Below are 25,560 nucleotides of genomic sequence, written 5' to 3'. Positions count from 1 at the left end.
CTAAAATTTTTAACCTTTAACAAATAATGAATAATATGGGAGAAACTCAAGTAAAAACGGCGCATCCAAAAGGACTTTGGGTATTGTTTGGAACGGAGATGTGGGAGAGATTCAATTTTTATGGAATGCGAGCTTTATTAACTTTATTTCTTGTGAATTCATTATTGATGAAAGAAGAAGAAGCGTCTTTAATTTATGGAGGTTTCCTTGGACTTTGTTACTTAACACCAATGTTGGGAGGTTTTGTTGCCGATCGTTTTTTAGGGAACAGGAACTGTATTATATTAGGTGGTTTATTGATGGCAATAGGCCAAATGTTGCTTTTTACGAGCGGAAGTATTTTTGAAGCTAATTTACCTTTGGCAAAAATTGTTATGTATTCTGCATTAGGAGTTATCGTTTTTGGTAACGGATTCTTCAAGCCAAATATTTCAAGTATGGTTGGGAGTTTATATCCTAAACAGGAAAAAACAAAATTAGATAGTGCTTTTACTATTTTCTATATGGGAATTAATATTGGAGCTTTCTTAGGTCAGTCTATTTGTCCTTTGTTAGGAGATGTAAAAGATGCCGGAGGAATTAGAGATATTCATGCTTTTAGATGGGGATTCATGGCAGCTTCTGTTGCAATGCTTTTAGGAACTATTCTTTTTTACTTTTTGAAAAATAAATATGTAGTTTCTCCTGAAGGAAAACCATTAGGAGGTTTGCCTTCTAAAAACGATGCTTCTGATTTTGAAGAAGGAGAAGCGCAAAAAGCTAATTTTTCTAATAAAGCTTTGACAATTGCCGGAATTGCATTTATTGCACTAGGATTCTTTTTTCATTATGTTGTAGGTCAAAACTTGATTTATACACTAATTTACTCAAGTGGTATATCATTGGCAGGATTAATTATTTCTGATACTTCATTAACAAAAATTGAAAGAGACAGAATTATAGTTATTTATATTGTTTCGTTCTTTATTATTTTCTTTTGGGCGGCTTTTGAACAAGCTGGTTCATCATTAACTTTTATTGCAGACAATCAAACAGACAGGAATTTCTTTGGCTGGCAAATGCCTCCGTCAATGGTTCAGATTTTCAACGGATTGTTTGTAGTTATATTAGCAGTGCCTTTTAGTATACTTTGGGATACTTTAAGAGCAAAAGACAAAGAACCAATATCTCCAGTAAAACTTGCTGTAGGATTAGTGGTGATTTCTATTAGTTTCTTTATGATCGCAACTCAGGTTTCTTATATTGGGACATCAGGATTGTTATTGGTAAAATGGCTTATCTTATTGTATTTCTTAAATACTTGTGCTGAGTTATGTTTATCGCCAATTGGTTTATCATTGGTAGGTAAATTGTCTCCAAAACGTTTTGCTTCTTTATTATACGGAGTATTTTTCTTGTCTAATGCGTCCGGTTATGCCTTAGGAGGAACATTAGGATCTATTTTACCGGCAACAGGAGATAAATTTGCAAAAGCAAAAGAATTAGGTATCGATCTTCAGGCAGTTTTAGATAACAAAGTAGTGCCAACTACAGAACAATTATCTCTTTTAGAAAAACATCAAATTAGCGCTCATAACCACTTTTTTGCAGGATTCGAAATTCATAACTTATATGAGTTTTTTATGGTATTTGTTGTGCTTACAGGTATTGCTGCGATAGTATTATTCGCTTTGACTCCGTTCTTGAAAAAAATGATGCATGGCGTTAGATAAAATGGAGAAAACAATAACATTAGAAGAAATTCAGAATTTTAAGGGCAATTATCCAAAACAATTGTGGTATTTGTTTTTTGTTGAAATGTGGGAACGTTTCTGTTTTTACGGAATGCGTGGTGTTCTTACCTTTTTTATGGTAGATCAGCTTTTATTAAAAGATGAACATGCCAATTTGCAATACGGAGCTATTCAGGCTTTTGTATATGCCTTTACTTTTATTGGCGGTATTTTTGCTGATAAGGTTTTAGGGTTCAAAAAGTCATTATTCTTTGGAGGAATCGTTATGATTCTGGGCAATCTTTTGATTGCCTTTTCTCCGCAGACCATGTTTTATTACGGTATTGCTTTCTCGATTATCGGAACAGGTTTTTTTAAACCTAATGTTTCTTCGATGGTAGGAGAATTGTATCATGAAGACGACGGTAGAAGAGATGCAGGTTACGGAATGTTTTACGCCGGAATAAATGTAGGAGGTCTTTTAGGAGGTGCTTTGTGTATTTATTTAGGGAAATATTACTCTTGGCAATTGTGCTTTTTATCCGCAGCGGTAGTAATGTTTTTAGGTTTGGTTACCTTTTTATTTACTAAAAAATATCTTGGACCAATTGGGGATTCTCCGTTATTGGATTTAGAACCTGCTAAAAGAAGAATCCGTGAAATTGCAGTATATACTATTTCGATATTAAGTTTACCATTCATTTTTATAATGGTTAAGAATACAGATTACACGGATTATTTCATGTATACAATTGGGGTAGTTGCTGTTTTGTATTTTACGTATGAACTGATTAAACTTGGGGATATAAAGTTGCAGAAAAAGCTTTTTGCAGCCTTTTTATTTGTATTCTTTTATTTGCTTTTTAATGCTATTTATGAGCAGAGTGGAGGTTCGTTGTCGCTTTTTGCAAAGGACAACCTTAGTGATAAATTATTATTTTTTACAATAGATCCTAATGTAGTAAACAATAGTTCGAACACCTTTTTTGTGGTGGTTTTAAGTCCTATTATTGGTTTATTGTGGCTTTGGCTTGGAAAAAGAAGAATTGAGCCCAATACATTGATTAAGTTCGGAATTGGATTTTTATTTCTTGGAGCTTCGTTTTATATTTTTTATCTAACAAAGTTTTTTGCAAATTCAGAAGGTATTGCATCTTTAAACGTGTTTACTTTTGCTTATCTGGTAACAACAATCGGGGAGCTTTGTTTAGGACCAATCGGGATGTCGATTATTACTAAATTATCTCCAAAAAGATTGTTTGGTATGATGATGGGATTGTGGTTTCTGGCCAGTGCATTTGGACAATTATTTGCAGGAAAGTTAGGAGCTGAAATTTCAAGATCAAATACAGGAGATACTTTATTGTCTAAGTTACAATCGTATACAGAAGGATATTATCAATTGGCAATTTATTCGCTTGTTGCAGGAGTTATTTTAATTGCAATTTCGCCAATTATTAAAAAATTAATGCAAGAAGTAAAATAGACCGTATTGAGCGATTCTTTTTTTGTTTAAATTTGTCGAAAATAAAATAAAAATGAAAAAAATATTTTTAATAACATTGTTTTTAGTTGGGGCATTTGCAACACAAGCTCAAGAACTAAAATGGTATACTGATGTAAGAGAGGCAATTACCGTAAGTAATAAAGAGCAAAAACCAATGTTAATGTTTTTTACCGGAAGTGATTGGTGTGGTTGGTGCATTCGTTTGCAAAATGAAGTTTTAAAAACACCTGAATTTACTAAATGGGCTAAGGATAATGTTATTTTAGTTGAATTAGATTATCCTAGAAGAACACCTCAGACACCTGAGCTTAAAAATCAGAATAACGAGTTACAGCAGGCATTTGGCATTCAGGGATTCCCTACGGTGTTTTTTACAAGTGCTGAGTCAAAGGATGGAAAAGTTAATTTTAAAGGTCTTGGTCAAACAGGTTATGTTGCCGGTGGTCCATCTGCCTGGTTAACAGTTGCTGAAGGAATTGTTCATCCAAAAAAATCATAAGCGAATAAAAAATCTATACAGTTTTATAAAAACTCCTTACATATTGTAAGGAGTTTTTTTTGTTTAGTAAGAAAAGTTATTCATTTGTTTTTGTGTTTTTAGGACTTTGATATTTTTTTGCAATAAAAAAAACACATAATGTATTTTTTGTATTAATAAAAATTGGAAAATTAAAATAATATGTTAATTTCGTCATGCTATACTAACCAAAAACATTATACTATGACTAAAAAATTACTTATCCTACTATTTTTTTTAGGTTCATATTTTCTGCATTCGCAAAATCTAGTTTGGAGAACAAACATGACTGATGCTATTGCAATAAGTAATGAACTAGGAAAACCAATGTTGATTTTATTCACTGCCTCAGGTGTACCGGACAATCTTCAGAACGAAGTTTTTAAAACGCCGGATTTTGCGGTATGGTCACGTGATAACGTTGTCCTTGTAAAATTAGATTTATCTGATAACACAGCAGATGATAGTGATAAAGAACAGAATGTAAAATTAAAAAATGCATTTGGTGTTCAGGATTTACCAGAAGTATGCTTTGCAAGTGCTTCAATTAGAAAAAATAAAACAACATTTAGTGCTTTAGGAAAAATCGCCTATAAGCCAGGTGGTGCAAAAGTATGGATCGCAGAATCAAATTCAATTTTGCATCCTAGTGAATAAAATTAAATTTAAATTAAGTAGTTTCTTAGTTTAATTTGTAGGTTCCCTTTTCGCTTTACGGGTGAAAAGGGATTTTTTTATGTATCAATCAATATTTGTAATTGTGATTTTGTTTTTTAAGCCACTATTTTTTTTCATTTTGCTAAAAAATTGAGATTTTTTTAATGAATTATTGTTTTAGTTATTTTTTCTCTATTTTTTGTTCTAATATCATTTGTTTGGTTCAGATATTATGTTAATTTAGTCGCGTAAACCTACTTAAAACCAATTTAATATGACCCAAAAACTACTTATTTTACTATTTTTTTTAGGTTCGTTTTTTCTGCATTCACAAGTTTGGAAGACCGATATGAATGACGCTATCATTGCAAGTGATACACAAAAACGACCTTTGTTAATTTATTTTACTGCGGCGGGTGTTTCGCAGAAATTTCAAAGCGAAATTTTTGGAACACCGGATTTTGTGGTTTGGTCGCGTGATAATGTTATTTTAGTTAAACTTGACTTGTCTGACGCCAATGTATCTGAGACTGTAAAAGATCAAAATGTAAAATTAAAAAATGCATTAGGTATCGATGAATTGCCACAGGCGTGTCTTTTAATGGCATCTGTTAGAAAAGGAAAAACAACTTTTAATAATCTGGGTCTTGTTCCTTATAAACCGGGAGGAGCAAAAGGCTGGATAAATGATGCCAATTTGATCTTGAATCCATAATAATTTAGTAAATGTCTTTAAATTCATATCCCTTATTGTTCTGTAACAATAAGGGATTTTTTTATTTATGGTTTTCTGTTGCTAATCAATACTTTAATATTTATAGTGCAATTTTTTTCTTATTTATTCGATTTGTTGCGATTTTGTTGCTTAATATTTATTTTTGTTATTTTTTAATTTGCAAAATGTTGTTTTGTGTTTATTTTTTGTATTATTTGTGTTAAATTAGTCAAATAAATACAATAAAAACTAAACTAACATGAAACAAAAACTACTTACTCTACTATTTTTTTTAGGTTCATTTTTTCTGCATTCTCAGAGTTTAGTCTGGAAAACAAATATGAACGAAGCTATTATATCCAGTGACGAACAAAGAAAACCTTTATTGATATTGTTTACTTCATCTGGTATTTCTCAGAAAATACAAAATGAGGTTTTTGCAACTACTGATTTTGCAGACTGGTCAGATAATAATGTTGTTTTGCTAAAACTTGATCTGTCAGATTCGGCATTATCAAACGAAGAAAGAGAACAAAATAGTAAATTGAAAGATGCATTAGGTATCGAAGAACTAACTCAGGTTTGTCTTGCTACAGCATCTATTAGAAAAAACAAACCCACAATTAATAAACTTGGTTTGCTCGAATATAAACTTGGAGGAGCAAAAAAATGGATATCAGATGCTAAAATGATCTTGAACGGAGAATAAGCAAGTTTGTTGGTCATTAATTTAATCTATAAAATCCCTTTTCGTTTGTTGCATGAAAAGGGATATTTTTTTTAAGACACGTTATTCTCCATATTTTCTGCATATTATAAGAGTTAGATGCATCTGCAATTAGAATTTTTGGCTGTAAATCATTCAGAATACGCTCTAAATTTATTTTGGGTGATTGCGTAAGAATTAATATATCTGGTTGTGTTTTAGCAGCATAAATTCCTGAACTGTCAATTACTGCTATTTTTTTTCCATTGAAAAATAAAGTGTTTTTAATTTTATAAGTTGATTTCAATTGAGCAAAATTCCCAACTAAGTACGTGTTTAAAATATTATTTTTTGAAATAGTATCAGATGTAAAAATTATAATATTTTTTCCTCTTCTCTCAGATATCAAGGTATTCTTCTTTGTATTGTAAACAATTAATTCATGTTTGCTTTCAATTTCTTTTTTGGTGAAGATAAAAGAGATTTGCAATAAAATAACTGTAATTAGAAAAGCTACAAATTTGGTATAATCCGGTTTTTTGTTCCAAACAATTGCAGCAATAATAAACAAATAAAAAGTTAGTAAAAAATAGAAATTAAAACTAATATCCCGTATCACAAACCATTCGAACGAGGCGACAATATGTATTGTTTTGTTTAGAAGATAAATGCTTTTTTCGAAAATTTCGATTATAAATATTGGGGGTGAAGTAAAGACTGCGTATATCATTACTATAATTCCTGCAATCATTATAAAAGACAAGATTGGAATGATAACAATATTTGTAACGAAAAAAAGTCCCGGAAATTGATGAAAGTAATACAGGCACAATGGCAATGTGCCTATTTGTGCTGCAAACGATACGGTTAATGCATTCCAGATCGTGATTAGAATTTTCTTTTTTGGTGTCCATATACGTTTTAACAATGGTTGCAGCCAAACTATAAAGAGTAATGCCAGATAACTTAATTGAAAACCTACATCAAATAAAAAATAAGGTTCAAAAAGTAATATTAAAAGCATCGAGACTAATAAAGTGTGGTAAATACTCCCGCTTCTGCGTAAATGATTTCCGGTAGCTAAAAATGAAAACATTACAACAGAGCGTAAAACAGATGGTGATAAACCTGAGATTACAGCAAAAATCGTTAAGGAAATTAGAATCGATATTAATTTGATCAATGAACCTCTTCGGGTATTAGGTATTGGTTTTAAAATAAAATTAATAAACAACATAATAAAGCCTACGTGTAATCCTGACACTGAAAGAATATGTGTTGCACCTGAATATTGATAATCCTGAATAATCTCTGATGAAATATCTTGTTGTTGTCCTAAAATCAGTGCAAGGGCAACGTTCATTTCTTCTTTATTAAAATGAGCTGTTTCAAGATTTTTTACAATCCTGGAATGCAGCTTTCCGGAATAATACCAGATGTCTTTTTTGAATTTTTTGTTAATACTGATCTCAGATTTGCTAATGTATACTTGTGCATAAATTTGCTTGTCTTCAAGATATTTACTGTAATTAAATTGATTTGGATTTTTACTTTGAGTATTTCCCAGTAAAATAGTATTAACCTTTATTACGCTTCCTATAATAGGATTTTGAAGGCTGTCTTTTTGAATGTTAACAATTATTTTACCGGAATACGTTTTGTTGTTTATTATATTTATGAATGCTGTAAATCTGTCGTTATACGTATTGCTTTTGAGTTTTTCGCATAGCGTAAATGTTAGGATCTGAGGGTTTTCAAATGCTTTTTTGCAATGTATATAATTCGATTTTTGAAGTGAATTCGTATGAAGTAATAAAGTTGTTACGCCAATAAAAAAAGACACACAATAAGCGCTGACTCCAAAAATGGGATTAAATTTTTTATTTCGTTTGATTAGAAAATAAGAAATAGAAAATAAAATTATGCAAACAATAGATATAGCCAAAACAATATCAAGGCAAGGGCTGCAGTAATAACAAAATATAATACCAAATAGAAACCAAATTGTGATTTTGGTCAAAGGGAAACTTAATACTTTCATTTGCTAAAAGTATTAAATATTTTGTAAGAAAAAAGATATATTTTGTTTAATTGAATTTACTCTACAATTCGATTAATCTGCACAAAAGAATTTTGATAATAAGGCTCTTTTGTAGAGGATATTATAACTCCTTTTGATGTAGAGGAATGTACAAATTTGATCTCATTAGAATTAACTTCGGTAATAAGTCCAACGTGATTAATTTGTTTGCTTTTGTTTGTTTTAAAGAAAATTAAATCTCCTTTTTTAGCATCGTTAAATTTGATTATTTTTCCAATTTTTGCCTGATCATAAGAACTTCTTGGCAGTTTGATATCTTCAGACTCAAATGTAGTAAATACCAATCCGGAACAATCGTAGCCGCTTTTTGTTGTTCCGCCCGCTTTATATCTTACGCCAATATTAGCAGTAGCTTTGTCAATTAGATTATTTACTAAATTTCTGTTTTCTTTCTTAGATTCTTTTTTGCTAACAGCGGTAGAAGTCGATTTGCAAGAAGCAAAAAACAGAACTAAAAGCAAAAAGAGAATTATTTTTTTCAAACCAATCAATATTTAAACTTGTTTTAAATCAGTAACAATAAGCTTTGCTGTTTTTTTACTCGCACCAACTCCGCCTAATTTTTGTTCCAAAATATCATAATTTTTAAGCAGTTTCTCGCGATAGCGTGGTTCTAATAATTTTTCTAACTCTTCTTTAATACGTTTTGTATTGCATTCGCTCTGGATTAATTCTGTAACAACTTCCTGATCCATAATTAAATTAACAAGCGAAATGTATTTTAGCGTAATAATACGTTTTGCAATTTGGTATGAAATAGAACTTCCTTTATAGCAAACAACTTCCGGAACTTTAAAAAGAGCAGTTTCCAGCGTTGCAGTTCCTGAAGTTACAAGCGCTGCCGTTGACGAACGAAGTAAATCATACGTTTTGTTCGAAATAAATTTGATGTTTTTATTGCTGATAAACTGCTGGTAAAATTCGAAATCCTGACTTGGAGCACCAGCAATTACAAATTCATAATCCTGAAAATCGTCAACAACACTAAGCATAACACTCAACATTTTTGTAATTTCTTGTTTACGGCTTCCGGGTAAAACCGCAATAATAGGTTTTTCGCCCAATTGATTTTCTTTTCTAAATACAGTTTCATCAAAAGCTGGTTGATTCTGGATGGCATCAATTAAAGGATGTCCAACAAAATCTACCGGAAAGTGATGTTTGTCTTCATAAAAGCTTTTTTCGAAAGGCAATATCACAAACATTTTATCAACGTCTTGCTTGATCGCTTTGATTCGGTTTTCTTTCCACGCCCAAATTTGAGGCGAAATATAATAATGTGTTTTGTAATTTAAGGCTTTTGCCCATTTTGCAATTCGCATATTAAAACCGGGATAATCGATAAAAATCAAAACATCAGGTTTGAATTCCAGAATGTCTTTTTTGCAAATTTTAATATTGTTCAAAATGGTTTTTAGATTAAAAATCACTTCAACAAAACCCATAAAAGCCAATTCACGATAATGTTTTACTAAAGTTCCTCCTGCTTTTTGCATTAAATCTCCTCCCCAAAATCTAATATCGGCCTGAGGATCTTCTTCGTATATAGCTTTCATTAAATTTGAACCGTGTAAATCTCCAGAGGCTTCACCAGCTATTATGTAATATTTCATATGAATTGTATTGAAAGTGTATTTTGATAATTAAAAACACAGCAATTTTTGCAAAGCAAAGATAAGATTTAAATAAATAAAGTAGAAATCGCTAAAACAATCACAGCCAAAACTACACCTCTTGCCATAAGTTCTTTATCTCTTTTTAGTAAAATACCAAAAACGGCAAGATCTAAAACGGTACCTATAGTAATTACTTTTCCTAAATATCCTTGTTGTCTTATGGTTTGAAATCCAGTAGAAATATCAAACTTTGTAAAAAAAGAGATGAATAAATAACTGCCCAATAATGCAGTGAAAATTCCAATTATAAAACCAATTAAAAGATCTTTTTTATTCATTTAAATTCCAGGTATTAAGTTGCTGCATAGAATGATGTGCAGTCAAATCAAATTGCACGGGAACTACAGAGATGTATCCATTTTCTAACGCCCATTCATCTGTATCTTCGCCTTGATCCTCATTTGTAAATTTTCCGGTAAGCCAGTAATAATCTTTTCCGTAAGGAGTTTGTCGTTTGTCGAATTTTTGGGCATAATAAGCTTTTGCCTGACGACAAATTTTGATTCCTTTAATTTCTTTTTCTTTTAATTTTGGAAAATTTACGTTCAGAACAACTCCCGGAGGTAATTTGTTTTTTAGTGTTTCTAAGGTTATTTTTTTTACGAATGATTTTATTTGTTCAAAATCTGCATTCCAGTCAAAATCTAATAAGGAGAAACCTATTGCCTGAATACCTTCAATTCCGGCTTCGACAGCGGCACTCATAGTTCCCGAATAAATGACATTTATAGAAGAATTTGAACCATGATTAATTCCGGAGACACATAAGTCCGGTTTTCTCTTTAAAATTTCATTTACTGCCAGCTTAACACAATCAACAGGAGTTCCGGAGCAGCTATATTCAGTTATTAGGTCTTCTTCTTTTGAGATTTTATCCAGAAATAAAGTGTTATTGATGGTAATCGCATGTCCCATTGCACTTTGAGGTTTATCCGGAGCCACAACAATAACATCACCAATGGTTTCCATAACACTTATCAAAGCTCTGATTCCGGGAGCTAAAATTCCATCATCATTCGTAACTAATATTAAAGGTTTTTCATTTTTCATGAGGAGATTCTTGTTCTGATTTGTCAAAATTAAAGCTTGTAAAAACAAATGTAGTAACAGATTTTGGTAGAATACTAACAAATAGATAAAAATTGTAAACTAAATTAAAGAAGACTTTTGAACATCAAACATTTTTATATCTTTAACAAAAAATTATAGTCAACTTGGCAACTTGGCACAATTTTTACAGTTAACTTAGATTAAAAAATTTGATGAATGCTATTATTAAGTTTATGAAAAGAAATTATAAAATACTTATAGCCGTATTATGCTTGTCTTTAACCTTATTTGCCTTTAAAATTAATGCAGATAAGAATGCTGATCCGGATCCAAACAGAGATAAAACACTTTTAGAATTACTTGCGTTCGTTATTGAAAAAGGACATTATAGCCCTGCAGAAATAAACGATGAGTTTTCTAAAGGAATTTTTAAAGATTATATTGAAGCATTAGATCCTTCTAAAAGATTCTTTTTGCAATCTGATATTGATGAATTCAAGCAATATGAGTTGCAATTAGACGATCAGTTTTTGAACAAAGACCTGACTTTTTTCAATCTTACTTATACAAGATTGATGAAACGTATGGAAGAAAGCAAAAAACGTTATAAGACTATTTTAGCGCAGCCATTTAATTATGATGTTGATGAAACATTTAATGCCGATTATGATAAGCTGCCTTACGCAAAAAATGCAACAGAGATCAATGAAAGATGGAGAAAACAAATTAAATTATCGACACTTTCGTCACTTGTAACAAAACAAAAGTTAGAAGAAGATAAAAAGAAAACAGATCCTGAATACAAAGTAAAAACTTTCGAAACTTTAGAAAAAGAAACCCGTGAGAGTTCATTAAAATCATTAGACGACAATTTTAGTCTTATTAAGGATTTAAATAAAGAAGATTGGTTTTCTGTTTATGTAAATTCAATAATGACTCGTTTTGATCCGCATACAAGCTATTTTGCCCCTGAAGAAAAAGATCGTTTTGATGTTAATATCAGTGGAAAATTAGAAGGTATTGGTGCCAGATTAACCAAGAAAAATGATTTTACCCAAATAGATGAATTGATTTCTGGAGGTCCTGCATGGAAAGGAAAACAACTTGAAGCCGGAGATTTAATTTTGAAAGTAGCACAAGGAAACGAAGAACCTGTAGATGTTGTAGGGATGCGTTTAGATGATGTTGTGAAAAAAATTAAAGGACATAAAGGAACTGAAGTAAAACTTACAGTTAAAAAAGTAGATGGAACTATTAAAGTAATTTCGATCATAAGAGATGTAGTTGAAATTGAAGAAACATACGCTAAATCTAGTATTGTAGAAAGAAACGGATTGAAATACGGGGTTATTTATTTGCCTAAATTTTATATTGATTTTGAAAATAAAGATGGACGTGATGCCGGAAAAGATATCGCTCTTGAAGTTGAAAGACTGAAAAAAGAAGATATTAATGGTATTGTACTGGATGTTCGTGACGATGGCGGTGGATCTTTGTCTACAGTTGTTGATATCGCTGGTTTATTTATTGAAGAAGGACCAATTGTTCAGGTAAAATCTGCCGGTAAAAAGAAAGAAGTTTTATACGATAAAGATAAAAAAATCGAATGGGATGGTCCATTAGTAATTATGGTAAATAGCTTCTCAGCTTCGGCATCAGAGATTTTGGCTGCTGCAATTCAGGATTACAAACGTGGCGTTATCATTGGTAGTAAACAAACTTACGGAAAAGGAACTGTGCAAAACGTTCTTGATTTAAATCAGTTTGTTCGTAATGCAAACTATGGCGATTTAGGTGCCTTGAAAATTACCGGACAAAAGTTTTACAGAATTAATGGAGGTTCAACTCAATTAGAAGGAGTTCATAGTGATGTGGTTATGCCAGATCGTTATGCTTACCTGAAAATGGGAGAACGCGATATTGATAATGCAATGCCTTGGGATAAAATAGATCCTGCAGATTATAGCACATGGGCTTCTAATGAAAACTTTACTAAAGCAATTTTGAATAGTAAAAACAGAATCGCACAAAATGCGCAATTCAAATTGATTGAAGATAACGCAAAATGGATTGATGTTAAAAATAAAGAGAACACTTATAGCTTAAACATTAATAGTTTCAAAGCGACTCAGGAACAAGTTGAGAATGAAGGGAAGAAATACAAACCAATTTCTGAATATAAAAATAGCCTGGTTTTTAAATCTTTACCATACGAAGAACTTGAAATGAAAAGTGATGCAACCCTGAAAGAGAAAAGAGATGTTTGGCATCAGGCATTATCTAAAGATGTTTATGTTGAAGAAGCATTGAATGTTTTAGATGATTTACAATCAAAAGGCGGAGTTGCAAAAGGGACAGTTTCTCCTAAAATGAAAAAAGATAAACTCGTAAAATCATAATTTAATTATTGATTTAATTTATAAAATGCTCCAAAAGCTGCTGCTTTTTGGAGCATTTTTTTTGTAAGTTTAACTAAATATAAAATACAGCATAAATGAAGAATTATATTGTTTTAGGTTTGATTGGTTTTTTGTTTGTATCATGCAAAAAAGAAATAAAAGATAAGGATGAAGTGATACAGAATCAGGAAACTTCTTTTGTTTCTGACCAAAATAGTAGTGACTCTTTATATAATTTTACTTATTTGCCAACTTCGACAACCAAACAAATTGTAAAACACAAGTATTATACACTTTCTTATAATGAGAAATTTGAACAGGCTGAATGGGTTGCTTATGAATTAAAGAAAGAGTATTTGAAAAATGGAAACTATAAACGTCCTTATTTTATTGAAGATCCAAGTGTGACAACTGGTTCTGCCGACTGGCGAAATTATAAGAAATCAGGATATGATAAAGGACATCTTTGCCCTGCCGGAGATATGGAGTTTAATGAAAACGCTTATAATGACACTTTTTACACTTCGAATATTTCGCCTCAGGATCACGATTTTAATAGCGGAATCTGGAATCGCTTAGAGCAAAAAACACGATACTGGGCTGGTAAATACAATGATATTTATGTAGTAACAGGTGGTATTTTGAAAGATTCAGATAAAAAAATAGGAACAGAAAAAGTATCTGTTCCTAAATATTTTTACAAAATTATTTTGGCTAAAAAAGGCAATGAGCATAAGGCAATTGCATTTTTGATTCCAAATAAAGATAGCGATAAATCACTTTATGATTTTGTAGTTCCAATTGAAACTCTCGAAAAAATGACAGGAATTGATTTTTTCCCGAATCTAAAAAATTTAAAAAGTACTAAGGATTTTTAAATTTATTGAGATTTAATTACGAACTGCTTTGTGATTTTCCTTTATTGAATAGTATAAAACTTATTACTGCTAAAATCCAGACGCCAATACCGCCATATAAAAGAACCATTTCGAAACCGTGAGCGAGAGCTGCATGTAAAATAGATTGCGATAAGTCTAATGTGGTTAATTGAGGGAAATCCTGCTTAAGAGATGAAAAGTTTCCTGCAGCTACTTTTTCAGCAATAGTTTGTAACGTTCTTGAATCAACAGTTCCTGAAAAAGTATTGTTTAAATAATAGAAAATTCCTTTTACAAGAATATAGCCCATCAAAGCAATATTAAGAGATAAAGTAATTAACCTGGCACTCATATCTATTCCTGAAGCCATACCTGAACGATTTGCAGAAACTGATCCTGTAGTTGTATTGGTAACAGGCGTGTTGGTTAAACCCAATCCAATTCCTGCAAGTAAACATCCTGGCAACATGGTAAGCCAACTGGCATGTTCTATGCTGCAACCATATTTCATAACTATAAATCCAAGTCCTATAACAAATAATCCTAATGGAATTACAATTCCTGAGTGAAATCGAACCGAGAGATATTCTGCAAAAGGAGGAATCACCAAAGTTGGCAGGGTATAAGCAAGTAAAGAGAGACCAACAGCTACTACATCATAATTTAAATAACTTTGAAAATAAATAGGCAAATAAATTATAAAGGGCCAAAAACTAAAATTCATACCAATTGAGCCCAAAATAGCACCTGAAAAATTTCGTATTTTAAATACCGAAAAGTCAAACATTGGGTAAGGATTTGTTTTTTCGATCCATATAAATAGCACGAAACTTATTAATGTAATAACTAATATACCCAAACCTACAGCGCTTGTAAAACCAAGATCTGGTCCTTGTGTAATAAAATAGGTTAACCCAAAAACAGAAATAGATAAGGAAATCATACCCCAAATATCAATTTTTTTAGCATCGGAATCTTTAGATTCCTCAACATAACCATATACAAGAATAATGGCAAGAATAGCAATAGGTACATGAATTAAAAACACCCATTGCCATGATAATATAGCGATAATTGCACCTCCTATAATGGGACCAAAACCTAATCCAACGCCAAGAATGATTCCCCAAATACTAAAAGCCCTGCTGCGTTCTTTTCCTTCCTGAAATTGATGTGACAGAGTTGCGATCTGGCAAATTAGCATTGCACCGCCGCTTACTCCCTGAAAGAAACGACTTATTACCAATAAAGTTACATTTTGTGCCAATCCACAAATTAAGGACGAAATTCCAAATAAGATTAAAGTGATTATAAGAATGCGTTTTCGGCCGTATCGATCAGCTAATGTTCCGGCAGCCATTAATACGGTTGTACATCCTATGGTATAAATATTCATAATCCATTGCATATCTTTAAGATTAGCGTTTAGTACTTGTTCTAGTGTTGGAAGAATTACGGGTACACTTGAAATTTCAAGAGAGAACATTAAAGTAGCGAGACAAATAGCAATTAAAATGATATTATTTTTGCCTGAGTAAATTTTTTGTTTCATTTTTTATTTAATTTTAAGCAAAAATAAACTGAATTATATTGCTTTATCAGTACAATTAAAGTATAAAAAAGTACTTTTGCAGGATGATAAAAGAAAACATGCACCAATCAGTTGAAGTGATTTACAAGAAGGTAGATAAATGTCCTGCGGTGAATTTGCAGTTAAGTTTTTTTCAGATGGTGTATGTTATTTCTGGTTCTGGATTTCTTCATATTAATGGAAATGCAATTTCTTATCAAATAGGAAATCTAATGTTGCTTACGCCAAATGATTACCACACATTTGATATTAGTACTCCCACAGAGTTTTTATTGGTAAAACTAAACAGTGAATATGTAAGAGAATATAAATCAAAAAGTATAGATCATATTGAATGTTTATTGCATTATGCATCGCATTTGTCAGGTTGTATTCTAAAACGAAAAGCAGATGAATATCTTGTTAAATCAATATCAGAATCATTAGTTTATGCTATAAATAATAAGGATATTTATGATGAAGATTTAATTACGCATTATGTTAATGCACTTATTGTAATAGCTGCGAGAAATATTGCGAAAATAAAACCAAAAGGAGTGCAGGAAAGTGCGGATAAAAGGGTTTTGGAAATCATAAATTATATTCAGGCAAATATTTACTTTCCTCAAAAAATAAAAATTTCTATTATAGCAGCTAAATTCGATATATCAGAAACCTATTTGGGAAGTTATTTCAAAAATCATTGTGGAGAAACAATACAGTCTTTTGTTTCAAATTACAAACTTAGACTTATTGAGCATCGTTTAAGCTTTAGTGATAAGAGAATTAATGAGATTGTGGAAGAATTTGGTTTTTCGGACGAAAGTCATCTTAATAAGTTTTTTAAAAAGCATAAAAATATTAGCCTGACTGGTTATAGGAAAGCCAAAGTTTTGGTGAATTGATATTCTTATGCAGTTTTTTTAAATTTGATTATAAAAAAAGCCGAAGAGAAATCTTCGGCTGGTATTTTTTATCTCATATAAAACTTAGAAAGCAGTCAAAGCTTTTAATTCGGCAATAGTCTGAGTTGGATTTTCGGCTTTAAAAACAAAATTTCCGGCAACTAAAACATCTGCTCCGGCTTCTACTAATTGTTTTGCATTTTTACTGGTTACACCGCCATCGATTTCAATAATTGTCGAAGCATTTTTACGAGTAATCAAATCTTTAAGTTTCTTAACCTTGTCATAAGTGTTTTCTATAAATGATTGTCCTCCAAAACCTGGATTCACACTCATAATACAAACTAAGTCGATATCGTTTATAACATCTTCTAATAAATCAATATTAGTATGAGGGTTAATGGCAACTCCTGCTTTCATTCCTTCAGCTTTAATAGCCTGAAGTGTTCTGTGTAAATGTGTACAAGCTTCATAATGAACGCTAAGAATATTTGCACCTAAATCCGCAAAAGTTTTTATGTATCTGTCCGGATCAACGATCATCAAGTGTACATCGATTGTTTTTTTAGCATGTCTTGAAATTGCTTCTAAAACAGGCATTCCAAAAGAAATATTAGGAACAAAAACTCCATCCATAATATCAATATGAAACCAATCAGCCTGACTGTTATTGATCATTTCGATATCACGTTGTAAATTGGCAAAATCAGCTGCAAGAACAGAAGGAGCAATAAGTGTATTCTTCATTTTGTGTAGTTGTGTGTTGTGTTATTTTTTGCAAAAGTAAGACTTTAGTTTTGTTTACAGTGAAATTAGATTTCATTTTTTTGAATCCTTAAGCTATTAATAGAATTAAGCTTTGCATACTTAATTAGCTTATTATTAATTTATTGATGATATGATTTTATAGAACTTAAAGTCTTAATGGTTTAGAAAAAAAGCAAATAAAAAACTCCGGTAATCAGCCGGAGTTTCAATCATCAATCAAAAAACGAACAGTCAATCAAACTGTTGTTTGCGTTAAAATAATTTCAAGTTTAAGTTTTCAAGTTGTTTTCACAGCCTGAAACTTTAAACCTGAAATCAATATTATTTATCCTAAATAAGTTTTAAGAATTTTACTTCTTGAAGTATGTTTTAATCTGCGGATTGCTTTTTCTTTAATCTGACGAACACGCTCACGAGTTAGGTCGAAAGTTTCTCCAATTTCTTCTAAAGTCATTGGGTGCTGATCGCCAAGACCAAAATACAAACGAACAACATCAGCTTCTCTAGGAGTTAATGTTTCTAATGAACGTTCAATTTCAGTACGTAATGATTCGTGAATTAACTCTCTGTCTGGGTTTGGAGATTCTCCAGAACGTAAAACGTCATAAAGGTTAGAATCTTCACCTTCAACAAGAGGAGCATCCATAGATAAGTGACGACCAGAGTTTTTCATAGACTCTTTTACGTCATTTACAGTCATGTCAAGTTCTTTTGCAATTTCTTCAGCAGAAGGTGGACGCTCGTTAGATTGCTCTAATAAAGCATACATTTTGTTGATTTTATTGATAGAACCAATTTTGTTTAATGGTAAACGAACAATACGGGATTGTTCTGCCAAAGCCTGAAGAATCGATTGACGAATCCACCATACAGCGTAAGAAATAAATTTGAAACCACGAGTTTCATCAAAACGTTGAGCCGCTTTAATTAAACCTAAGTTTCCTTCATTAATTAAATCAGGAAGAGTTAATCCTTGATTTTGATATTGTTTAGCAACCGATACAACGAAACGTAGGTTGGCTTTTGTTAATTTTTCTAAAGCTCTTTGATCACCAGCCTTTATTCTTTGTGCTAATTCTACCTCTTCATCAGCGGTAATTAGGTCAACTTTTCCAATTTCTTGTAGGTATTTGTCTAACGATGCAGTTTCACGATTTGTTACCTGCTTGGTGATTTTAAGTTGTCTCATGTTTTTTGTCTCCTCAATTTTTAAGTGTACATATTATTATACGTAAAGAGATGCGAAAAGGTTACAATTATTTTTAAAAAAAACTTTTTTATTGTAAAATTTATCTTTTTATATTGATATAATCAAGGGGTTCAGTTAATTTCAGAATCTTTTATTTCTATAATTTCTTTAATAAAAACAGGTTTTCCGCCAGAAGAAAATCCTTCAAGTATTATTTCGAACTTACCGGATACATCTGATGCGTAAAATGAAATTTCTGAATTAGGATCTCTTACATCAACCTTTGGAGCCCAAAATAACTGATGTCTATAATCCGGTATTCGCGTAATTTTGGAATTCCTGTAATCCGGTTGAAAGTATTCTTTTTTAGATTGTGGTCTTAAAATTTCAGGTCTTATAATAAAACTGCCTTTGAGTTTGGTTTCGTAATCTCCATTTTTGGTCGTAAATACCACTAAACCATTAAAGGATTTTGATCCATAATAATAAATACCTTTTACGACATTAATTTTATCAATTTTTTTTGGGTTATAAGCAAAAAGCTCATTAATGTCTTCAATAATCAAACCATCAACAACTAATAATGCAGGTATTTCAGATTCATAATTAGGATCATAATCGTAAACATGAATAGCATAATTGTTTTTGTTTTTTGTAAAGTATGTACCTTTTACAATCTCAGTAATGGTTTCTGCTATTGTTGGAAATCTTGTAAAAGCATCCAGTTTAAATTCTGCTGATGAATTACCATAAAAAGGTATTGTATCTGTAGACGCCAGTATGATATCTTTTTTGACATTATAGTAAGCGTTTTCTATTTGGCTCGAAATTAGCCTTTCGGAAATGTTTTGTTTAAAGTCAGCATTGAACTCAAGGGACGGAAATGTCAAATTTGAGAAATCAATATCCTTTGGTTTATCGATTTCAATAGTATAATCCTGTTTGTTATCTTCAATAATCTGAATAACTATATTCGAGCCTGAATTAGGCTTTTCTAAATTAAAAAAGAATTTACCCTGAGCATCTGTTTTGGTTAATTTTAAATTATAATTTTTACCTGTTATTGAAAGAGCAATTTTTTTGTTTTTAATATCAGCACTAGTTGACGATATGGATCCGGAAATTATTTCACCTCTTAATTCCGGTAATATAAAGTCAGGATTATTAATTTCAGAAACATCGTTTTTATTGGTATTAGAAGTTTCCAATTCTTTAAAATTTACTTTATTTTGAGATAAAAATCCATCTGCTTTTCTTACTGAAAGCATATAATTACCTGTCGCAAATTCAGAAGAATTAGTATTGATTTTTAAAGAGATCAAATCTCTGTTCTGGTATATTTTGCTTTTTAAGTTGAAGGATATATTCTCATTAGTTACAATTTGTGATATGGGTGATTCTTTTTGAGAAATTGTATTTTTTGGTTTTGCTTTATATGGATTTAATATATAAATATCAATATTGCAATATTCGGTGGCTTTTTTATTAAGCATCCAGTTTGTATATCCTATTATTTTATAGCTTCCGGTTTCTAAAGTTGTCGGGATGAAAAAATCACTATTAGCAACTCCATTTTCAAGAAACAATTTATGCGTAAAAACAGTTTTTTTATTGCTGTCTACAAGTTGTAAATAAGCAATTTTACTATAATTTGAAGCAGAACTTGTTGACTTATAAAGGCAAAAAATCTTGTAAAGTAAAGTTTCTCCGGTTAAATACGAATTAGCATTTGTACTGATATAAAGATATTCATTGAGCTTTTTATCTATTTCATTCAGTTCAGTTATAGTATTGGTTTTTTGGGCAAACGAAATTTGCTGAAAACTAATTACTAAAGCTATGAGTAATATATATTTTAATCTATCCAAAATGATGGTTTTATGTTTGATGAAAATGAAGTGCAATCTCCGCATTCTATAGGGTACAATATATAGGCTCCGCTTTCGTCAGGAAAGTACGATCTTGTTCCTGTAGCAAGTAAATTCAGGATTAAATTTCCCTGACAAATAGGTGATTGTCCAAAACAATAGGTGTATAAATAATTTTCGATCTCTAATTCAGGGATTGGAGCCGGACAATCATATTGATAAGCAGGAAAAGGTTTCCCGGGGAAAACGTCTGCAAAGTTAAAAAACAATCTTTTTTCTGAATAAGACGAAACATTAAAAAAGCCAATCACTTTTTCCCCCGGATTGTCAACTGGTTGAATGTTTCCATAAAAAAAACCTGGTTGGGTTTGTGACAAAATACTTCCGGTGCTTGATATCTCTTTTAGGGTTTCATAAAAAGTATGAGCGGCAAGAGTTTGAACATATTGTTTTACTAAAATGCTATACCTGTTTTTGATAATAGGGTCTTTGCTGCTAATAAAACGTACAGGAAAATCAGTCACTTTATCTTCAGTTAATTGATTGGTATTGGTTAGGATCAATTCATTTGATTGTTGATTTGAGAAACAAATTCTGGCCTCTTCCGTTCTTTCTTCAAAAACAACTTTTCCTTTTGGGGTCGAGCCGGGTTCAAAAAAAACAGGAACCGCTTTTACATAATACCATTTAGGAGCAACAATTTTATAGGTTTCCTCATATTCGTATTTGTAATATCTTGAATTGTTTGTAGGATCTGTACTACTTACCGTAATTTCTACTCCAAGTTGCTCATTTTTGGTAACTGCTTTAGCTTCTAATTTATCGATTTGGGTTTCTTGCGGTAATTTTTCTGAGCTGGAAATATAAGATCTTCCATCTTTGGTAAGTATATGCAATTGATAGGTTCTGTTTGCAGCGGCTTGAAATTGAGTTAAAGAAATATAGGATTCATTACTTTCTTTAAATTCGTATTTATTGCCAATATCATCCGTAACATAAACTACCGCTTTGCTTTCAAAGTTTGGTGTTTTTTCTTCAAGTTTATATGTTCTTGACAGTTTAATCTCTTGATTTTTATATTCATTTGTGATAGTTGCTTCTACAACAATAGCATCTTCAAACCCATTGGTCTGATAGTTATATGGTGTTGTACAGCTAAATATCGATGCGAGCATTATTGTTACAAGAAATCTATGTAGTAAGATTTTTTTCATAATCTTTTAAAATTTAAAATTATAGGTAACAGTTGGTATTGGAACAGAGAAAATAGAGGTTTGATAAGCTTTTACCTGACCTTCTTTCGTCACAAAAAAGATTGAATAGGGATTATTTCTTCCTAATACATTATAAATTGAAATATTCCAGAAACTATGGGCTAATTTTTTTATTTTATGATTTCCTTCAATATTTAAACCTATATCCAGTCTGTAATAATCTGGAATTCTGTATTTGTTTCGATCGCTATACATGGTGAATTCAGCACCATTATAATAATATTTTCCAATAGGATATGTTATTGGTCTTCCTGTTTGATATACAAAATTTGAAGAAAAACTATAGCGATGGGTAAACTTATAATTCATTACAATACTTACATCGTGAGGTTTGTCAAAATTTGTTGGAAAATATGCGCCATTATTTACTTTTTCATCATTAAATTGACTATCCAATTTTATAAATGTTCTGGAATAGGTGTAACCAATCCATCCATTAAGTCTTCCTGTTGATTTTTTTAGCAAAAATTCAACACCATACGCTTTTCCGTTACCTTGCAATAACTCTGTTTCTAAATCCTGATTTAAAAGAATATTTGCTCCAACTTTGTAATCCAGTATATTTTTTGATGTTTTGTAATAACCTTCCAGGCTTAACTCAATATCTTCATAATCTAGTTTTTTGAAAACTCCAAGAGAATATTGTAATCCGCTTTCTGGTTTTACATTCAGGTCAGATAATTTCCAGGTATCAGTGGGCGATTGGGTAGTGTTATTTGTTAATAGGTGGATGTATTGGAAATTCTTGTCAAAACCGGCCTTTACAAACAAGCTTTCATCAAAAACATATCTTAAAGCAATTCTTGGTTCAAAGCCTCCACTGGTATTAATTACTTCATTATTGCCATAGTTTTTTTCTTCTACAACAGTTGAAGGAGTCATAGGAACACCTTCCTGATAAATTTTTTGTGTTGATGTGCCTAAAGCTGCGTATAAAGAATATCTTGCTCCAATGTCTAATAAAAGTTTGTCAGTGATTTTGAATTTATCAGAAAAAAACAAGGCTGATTCCAGTCCTTTTTCGTCATCAATTTTGATCGGATTAACTAATGAAGATTCCCCCTTAGGGTCTAATTCTCCAGGATTAACTTTATACAATTTGCTTGATATACCGTAGGTAAATTTATGTTTACTGTTTAATTCACTATTAAATTTCAGGCTTGCCTGAGTTTCATCTATTTTATATTTGAAAGTAAATGATTCAGGATTAACAGATTCGTAATCGATACTGAATTTGTATTCGCTGTTTGTAACATTAAATTCACTGTTGTTTTTTTCATTAAAAGAATGTTTCCATTTTAAGGAAATAAGTCTGTTGCTGTATTTGTATAAGGAATCAGGAGTTATGCTATATTTATCTTTACTGTAATATCCTGTGCCTTCAATCGAGTTGTTCTTATTTATTTTGTGGGTATATTTTGCGAATAAATCATAAAATGAAGCCTGACTATCTTTTAGGTTTTCATTATCTAAAGATTTTAGAATCCAGTCAGAATAAGTAGCTCTTCCTCCTAATAATAAACTGGCTTTTCCTTTTACAACAGGAATAGATGCAGTAAGATTACTCGTTACAGGACCAATTCCTCCTTCACCTGAAAATTTTTCTGTATTTCCGTTTTTAGAAATTATATCAAAAACCGATGATAATCTACCACCAAATTCTGATGGTATTCCTCCTTTATAAATATCTACCTTATTTATAGTATAAGGATTAAGAGATGAGAAAAAACCAAATAAGTGGGCCGGATTGTAAATCGTTCCGTTATCAAGCAGCATTAAATTTTGATCTTCTTTTCCTCCTCTCACATTAAATCCCGAAGAACCTTCACCTGCGGTTTTTATACCAGGAATAGTTAGGGCAATTTTCAAAACATCTCTTTCTCCCAGAACTAAAGGAACAGTTTTTACTCCTTCGGCTTCAATTGTGGTAACACCTGTTATTGCGGTTCTGATGTTCTGACTATTTTTTCCTTTTACCAATACCTCTTTTAGCTGATTTATTTTTTCTATTATAGAAAAATCTAAAGTCCCGTTACTGTAAATCATTATTTTACGAGATGTATTGTTATATAATACGGATTCAATTTCTATAGTAGCCAATCCTGTAGGAAGTTTTAAGCTATAATATCCTTCACTATTTGTAATAGCTGTAATGGAGGTATTTTTTACTTTTACAGTTACATCTGCTAAAGGTTTCTCATTCTTTAAATCTGTTATGCGACCCGAAAGAGTATACAGATCAAGATCCGGATCTGTAGTCTCTTTACCTATTAATACGATTGGAGTTGATTCGGTTTTGTTTTTTGTGACAGAATCATATTGTTGAAAAAACACCGGAACACTACCATTCTTTGATTTTTCATTTGAGAACTTGTCATTGATAATGCTATTCTTAGTTAAAATGATTTTATTTCTATCTATAAAAAAATTAAGATCAGTATCTGCAAAAACTTTACTTAATATTTCCTGTATGGTTTTATTTGAGTAATCTCCTGATATTAGGACATTCTTATCAATCCAGTCATCCTGAAAATAAAATCGATAGTTCGTAGAAGCTTCTATTTTTTTTAAAACATCAATTCTACTGGAATTGTTATAATTAAGATTTATGCTGTTTTTTTGATCTTGTGAATAGATTAATTGATTAAAACCGATAAATAATAAAAGGATAGTAAATATTCTCATTTGGATAATTTAACAGGTTTTAATTATTAATATATTTCAATAAATTCTTGATGAACAATGGGCTATTATCCTTTTTTAAGCTTCTGTAGGTAACATAGAAATCATTTATTTTTTTCTTGCTATTTGGGAATAGTGTTATGATTTCTTTTTTATCATTTATCATGTAAACTTGATTGTTTTTTAAAATCAGAAAATCATATTTTGGTATAAATTCTATTAGATCAATCTCGGCTTTGTTGATTTTTTTCTTCTCTTTATAATATTTTATAAAAAGTGTTATGCCGTTTCCTGATGGGATTTCTTCATAATATCCTTTTTTAAAACTAGTTGAGTTTAATGTTTTCAGGTTTACAAAATTCTCATTTCCTATTTTAAAAGAACTAACATTGTTCTTGATGATATTTATTTTTGTAGTATTTAATTCGCCGTAAGGTCTTAAAACAAGCTCATCATTATAAATATCATAATTCAATAATAAATCAAAATAATCCTGATTGTTATAACGAATATTTCCTTTCTTAAAATCTTCAGAAATATAATAGCGATTTTCATTGTTGACTGTTTTGTCAAAATTTAAATGAGCGGCTCCATTTTCAAAGTCTAAAGATTCTACACCAATGTTTTTATCAAACCAATTGTAAACTGAAATTTCCTGACTTGTTTGACAATAAGAACCGTGAATGTTTAAGAATATCCCAAATAGAATAAGGTAAAGAGACTTTTTTTGAATATTTTTCAAAGGATTGGTTATTTGGTTTTAGCTTTTCAAAAATATCAAATAAATGTTAATAATAGCTATATTATTGTTAAAATGTATTTGTGATTTTTATTTTTTAGCTTAAAAAGAAAAGAAATAAGCAATTGTTTAAAATGAAAAAAACACCAATCCTTAAAAATTAAGTTGAGGTGTTTTTATGAAAAAGGGCAAGCTTTTTTATTCAGACAGATCATCGTAGGCATCTAACATATCATCAAATATTTTTTTTAATGATTTAATGTACAACGGAAATGCGATAACCAATAAGATGTATTCTTTTCTTAGCACAGTTATATCATCAAGAATTTCGTATAAACTAGGAATAATTAGTGTCAAAGAAACAGCAATGCCAACCCAAGGATTATTTTTTATTTTTTTTAGAACAGATAAAATCTTCATGTCTGGTTGTTTGATTATTGCAAGTCTCATTTATAGTTATATTGATTTTGGGGTTTTTATTGGTAAATGTAATTTTGATTTTCCCTTTGAAGATTAAAAATGTCATGAGAGCCATTTTTTATGTCATGAAAAATACTACAAACTTGTAGGTGAACAGATTTCTTTAAATAAAAAAACCTCTCCATATGGAGAGGTTTTTTATAATATTGTCTCGTCCTGAAAAAAGT

22 protein-coding genes are annotated in these 25,560 nt (G+C 30.8%); 9 read left to right on the top strand and 13 right to left on the bottom strand.

What is annotated here, in order from left to right; translation table 11 throughout:
• Window positions 1-35 precede the first annotated feature (35 nt).
• The 6 genes from BXU01_RS20840 (at window position 36) to BXU01_RS20815 (ending at window position 5,817) form a co-directional block, all read left to right on the top strand.
• Window positions 36-1,712: a peptide MFS transporter gene (locus BXU01_RS20840; protein WP_083695458.1), complete on the top strand. Its 1,677-nt coding sequence runs from the start codon at window positions 36-38 to the stop codon at window positions 1,710-1,712.
• A 1-nt stretch (window position 1,713) separates the two neighbouring features.
• On the top strand, window positions 1,714-3,198 hold the full coding sequence (locus tag BXU01_RS20835) for a peptide MFS transporter (protein WP_083695461.1): 1,485 nt from the start codon (window positions 1,714-1,716) through the stop codon (window positions 3,196-3,198).
• Window positions 3,199-3,250: 52 nt separating this feature from the next.
• Complete coding sequence (locus tag BXU01_RS20830) at window positions 3,251-3,718, top strand: thioredoxin fold domain-containing protein (RefSeq protein WP_083695116.1); 468 nt, start codon at window positions 3,251-3,253, stop codon at window positions 3,716-3,718.
• Between the two features lie 222 nt (window positions 3,719-3,940).
• Entirely contained in the window at window positions 3,941-4,393 is a 453-nt protein-coding gene (locus tag BXU01_RS20825; protein ID WP_083695455.1) for a hypothetical protein, read from the top strand.
• Window positions 4,394-4,667: 274 nt separating this feature from the next.
• Window positions 4,668-5,108: a hypothetical protein gene (locus BXU01_RS20820; protein ID WP_083695114.1), complete on the top strand. Its 441-nt coding sequence runs from the start codon at window positions 4,668-4,670 to the stop codon at window positions 5,106-5,108.
• 259 nt (window positions 5,109-5,367) lie between these two features.
• On the top strand, window positions 5,368-5,817 hold the full coding sequence (locus tag BXU01_RS20815; RefSeq protein WP_083695112.1) for a hypothetical protein: 450 nt from the start codon (window positions 5,368-5,370) through the stop codon (window positions 5,815-5,817).
• 16 nt (window positions 5,818-5,833) lie between these two features.
• On the opposite strand, the gene BXU01_RS20810 is transcribed toward BXU01_RS20815, so the two are convergent.
• The 5 genes from BXU01_RS20810 to surE all read right to left on the bottom strand — a co-directional run bounded on the left by BXU01_RS20810 (window position 5,834) and on the right by surE (window position 10,641).
• Window positions 5,834-7,855: a ComEC/Rec2 family competence protein gene (locus BXU01_RS20810; protein ID WP_083695109.1), complete on the bottom strand. Its 2,022-nt coding sequence runs from the start codon at window positions 7,853-7,855 to the stop codon at window positions 5,834-5,836.
• A 56-nt stretch (window positions 7,856-7,911) separates the two neighbouring features.
• Window positions 7,912-8,397: a C40 family peptidase gene (locus BXU01_RS20805; protein ID WP_083695452.1), complete on the bottom strand. Its 486-nt coding sequence runs from the start codon at window positions 8,395-8,397 to the stop codon at window positions 7,912-7,914.
• Between the two features lie 12 nt (window positions 8,398-8,409).
• Window positions 8,410-9,528 carry a lipid-A-disaccharide synthase gene (gene lpxB / locus BXU01_RS20800; protein ID WP_083695106.1) on the bottom strand — a complete coding sequence of 373 codons (1,119 nt, stop codon included), beginning with the start codon at window positions 9,526-9,528 and terminating at the stop codon, window positions 8,410-8,412.
• A 68-nt stretch (window positions 9,529-9,596) separates the two neighbouring features.
• Complete coding sequence (locus tag BXU01_RS20795) at window positions 9,597-9,869, bottom strand: hypothetical protein (RefSeq protein WP_083695103.1); 273 nt, start codon at window positions 9,867-9,869, stop codon at window positions 9,597-9,599.
• On the bottom strand, window positions 9,862-10,641 hold the full coding sequence (gene surE / locus BXU01_RS20790) for a 5'/3'-nucleotidase SurE (protein ID WP_083695100.1): 780 nt from the start codon (window positions 10,639-10,641) through the stop codon (window positions 9,862-9,864). The genes BXU01_RS20795 and surE overlap by 8 nt, the downstream gene beginning before the upstream one ends.
• A gap of 212 nt (window positions 10,642-10,853) precedes the next feature.
• On the opposite strand from surE, the gene BXU01_RS20785 reads away from it, so the two are divergent.
• A complete protein-coding gene (locus tag BXU01_RS20785) occupies window positions 10,854-13,040 on the top strand; it encodes a carboxy terminal-processing peptidase (protein ID WP_083695097.1) in 2,187 nt (728 codons plus the stop codon).
• Between the two features lie 95 nt (window positions 13,041-13,135).
• On the top strand, window positions 13,136-13,918 hold the full coding sequence (locus BXU01_RS20780) for a DNA/RNA non-specific endonuclease (RefSeq protein ID WP_083695095.1): 783 nt from the start codon (window positions 13,136-13,138) through the stop codon (window positions 13,916-13,918).
• A 16-nt stretch (window positions 13,919-13,934) separates the two neighbouring features.
• Here the strand turns inward: BXU01_RS20780 and BXU01_RS20775 are convergent, their stop codons facing one another.
• Complete coding sequence (locus BXU01_RS20775) at window positions 13,935-15,470, bottom strand: MFS transporter (RefSeq protein ID WP_083695092.1); 1,536 nt, start codon at window positions 15,468-15,470, stop codon at window positions 13,935-13,937.
• Window positions 15,471-15,553: 83 nt separating this feature from the next.
• On the opposite strand from BXU01_RS20775, the gene BXU01_RS20770 reads away from it, so the two are divergent.
• Window positions 15,554-16,393 (top strand): AraC family transcriptional regulator, encoded by an 840-nt coding sequence (locus BXU01_RS20770; RefSeq protein WP_206196634.1) that lies wholly within the window; start codon window positions 15,554-15,556, stop codon window positions 16,391-16,393.
• 84 nt (window positions 16,394-16,477) lie between these two features.
• On the opposite strand, the gene rpe is transcribed toward BXU01_RS20770, so the two are convergent.
• From rpe to BXU01_RS20735, 7 genes are all read right to left on the bottom strand, one after another.
• Window positions 16,478-17,140 (bottom strand): ribulose-phosphate 3-epimerase, encoded by a 663-nt coding sequence (gene rpe / locus BXU01_RS20765; protein ID WP_083695090.1) that lies wholly within the window; start codon window positions 17,138-17,140, stop codon window positions 16,478-16,480.
• 346 nt (window positions 17,141-17,486) lie between these two features.
• On the bottom strand, window positions 17,487-18,350 hold the full coding sequence (locus BXU01_RS20760; RefSeq protein WP_007804760.1) for an RNA polymerase sigma factor RpoD/SigA: 864 nt from the start codon (window positions 18,348-18,350) through the stop codon (window positions 17,487-17,489).
• 131 nt (window positions 18,351-18,481) lie between these two features.
• Window positions 18,482-20,218 carry a hypothetical protein gene (locus BXU01_RS20755; RefSeq protein WP_083695087.1) on the bottom strand — a complete coding sequence of 579 codons (1,737 nt, stop codon included), beginning with the start codon at window positions 20,216-20,218 and terminating at the stop codon, window positions 18,482-18,484.
• Window positions 20,206-21,432, bottom strand: a complete 1,227-nt coding sequence (locus BXU01_RS20750) for a DUF4249 domain-containing protein (protein ID WP_083695084.1) — start codon at window positions 21,430-21,432, stop codon at window positions 20,206-20,208. The genes BXU01_RS20755 and BXU01_RS20750 overlap by 13 nt, the downstream gene beginning before the upstream one ends.
• Window positions 21,433-21,438: 6 nt before the next feature.
• Window positions 21,439-24,177 (bottom strand): carboxypeptidase-like regulatory domain-containing protein, encoded by a 2,739-nt coding sequence (locus BXU01_RS20745; RefSeq protein ID WP_083695081.1) that lies wholly within the window; start codon window positions 24,175-24,177, stop codon window positions 21,439-21,441.
• Window positions 24,178-24,196: 19 nt separating this feature from the next.
• Window positions 24,197-24,916 carry a hypothetical protein gene (locus BXU01_RS20740; RefSeq protein WP_083695078.1) on the bottom strand — a complete coding sequence of 240 codons (720 nt, stop codon included), beginning with the start codon at window positions 24,914-24,916 and terminating at the stop codon, window positions 24,197-24,199.
• 195 nt (window positions 24,917-25,111) lie between these two features.
• Window positions 25,112-25,363 (bottom strand): hypothetical protein, encoded by a 252-nt coding sequence (locus BXU01_RS20735; protein ID WP_083695075.1) that lies wholly within the window; start codon window positions 25,361-25,363, stop codon window positions 25,112-25,114.
• Window positions 25,364-25,560 lie beyond the last annotated feature (197 nt).

This window comes from [Flexibacter] sp. ATCC 35103, assembly GCF_001975985.1.
GTDB lineage: Bacteria > Bacteroidota > Bacteroidia > Flavobacteriales > Flavobacteriaceae > Flavobacterium.
Note: the sequence above shows the minus strand (reverse complement) of the source record. Positions and strands in the feature narration are given on the sequence as shown.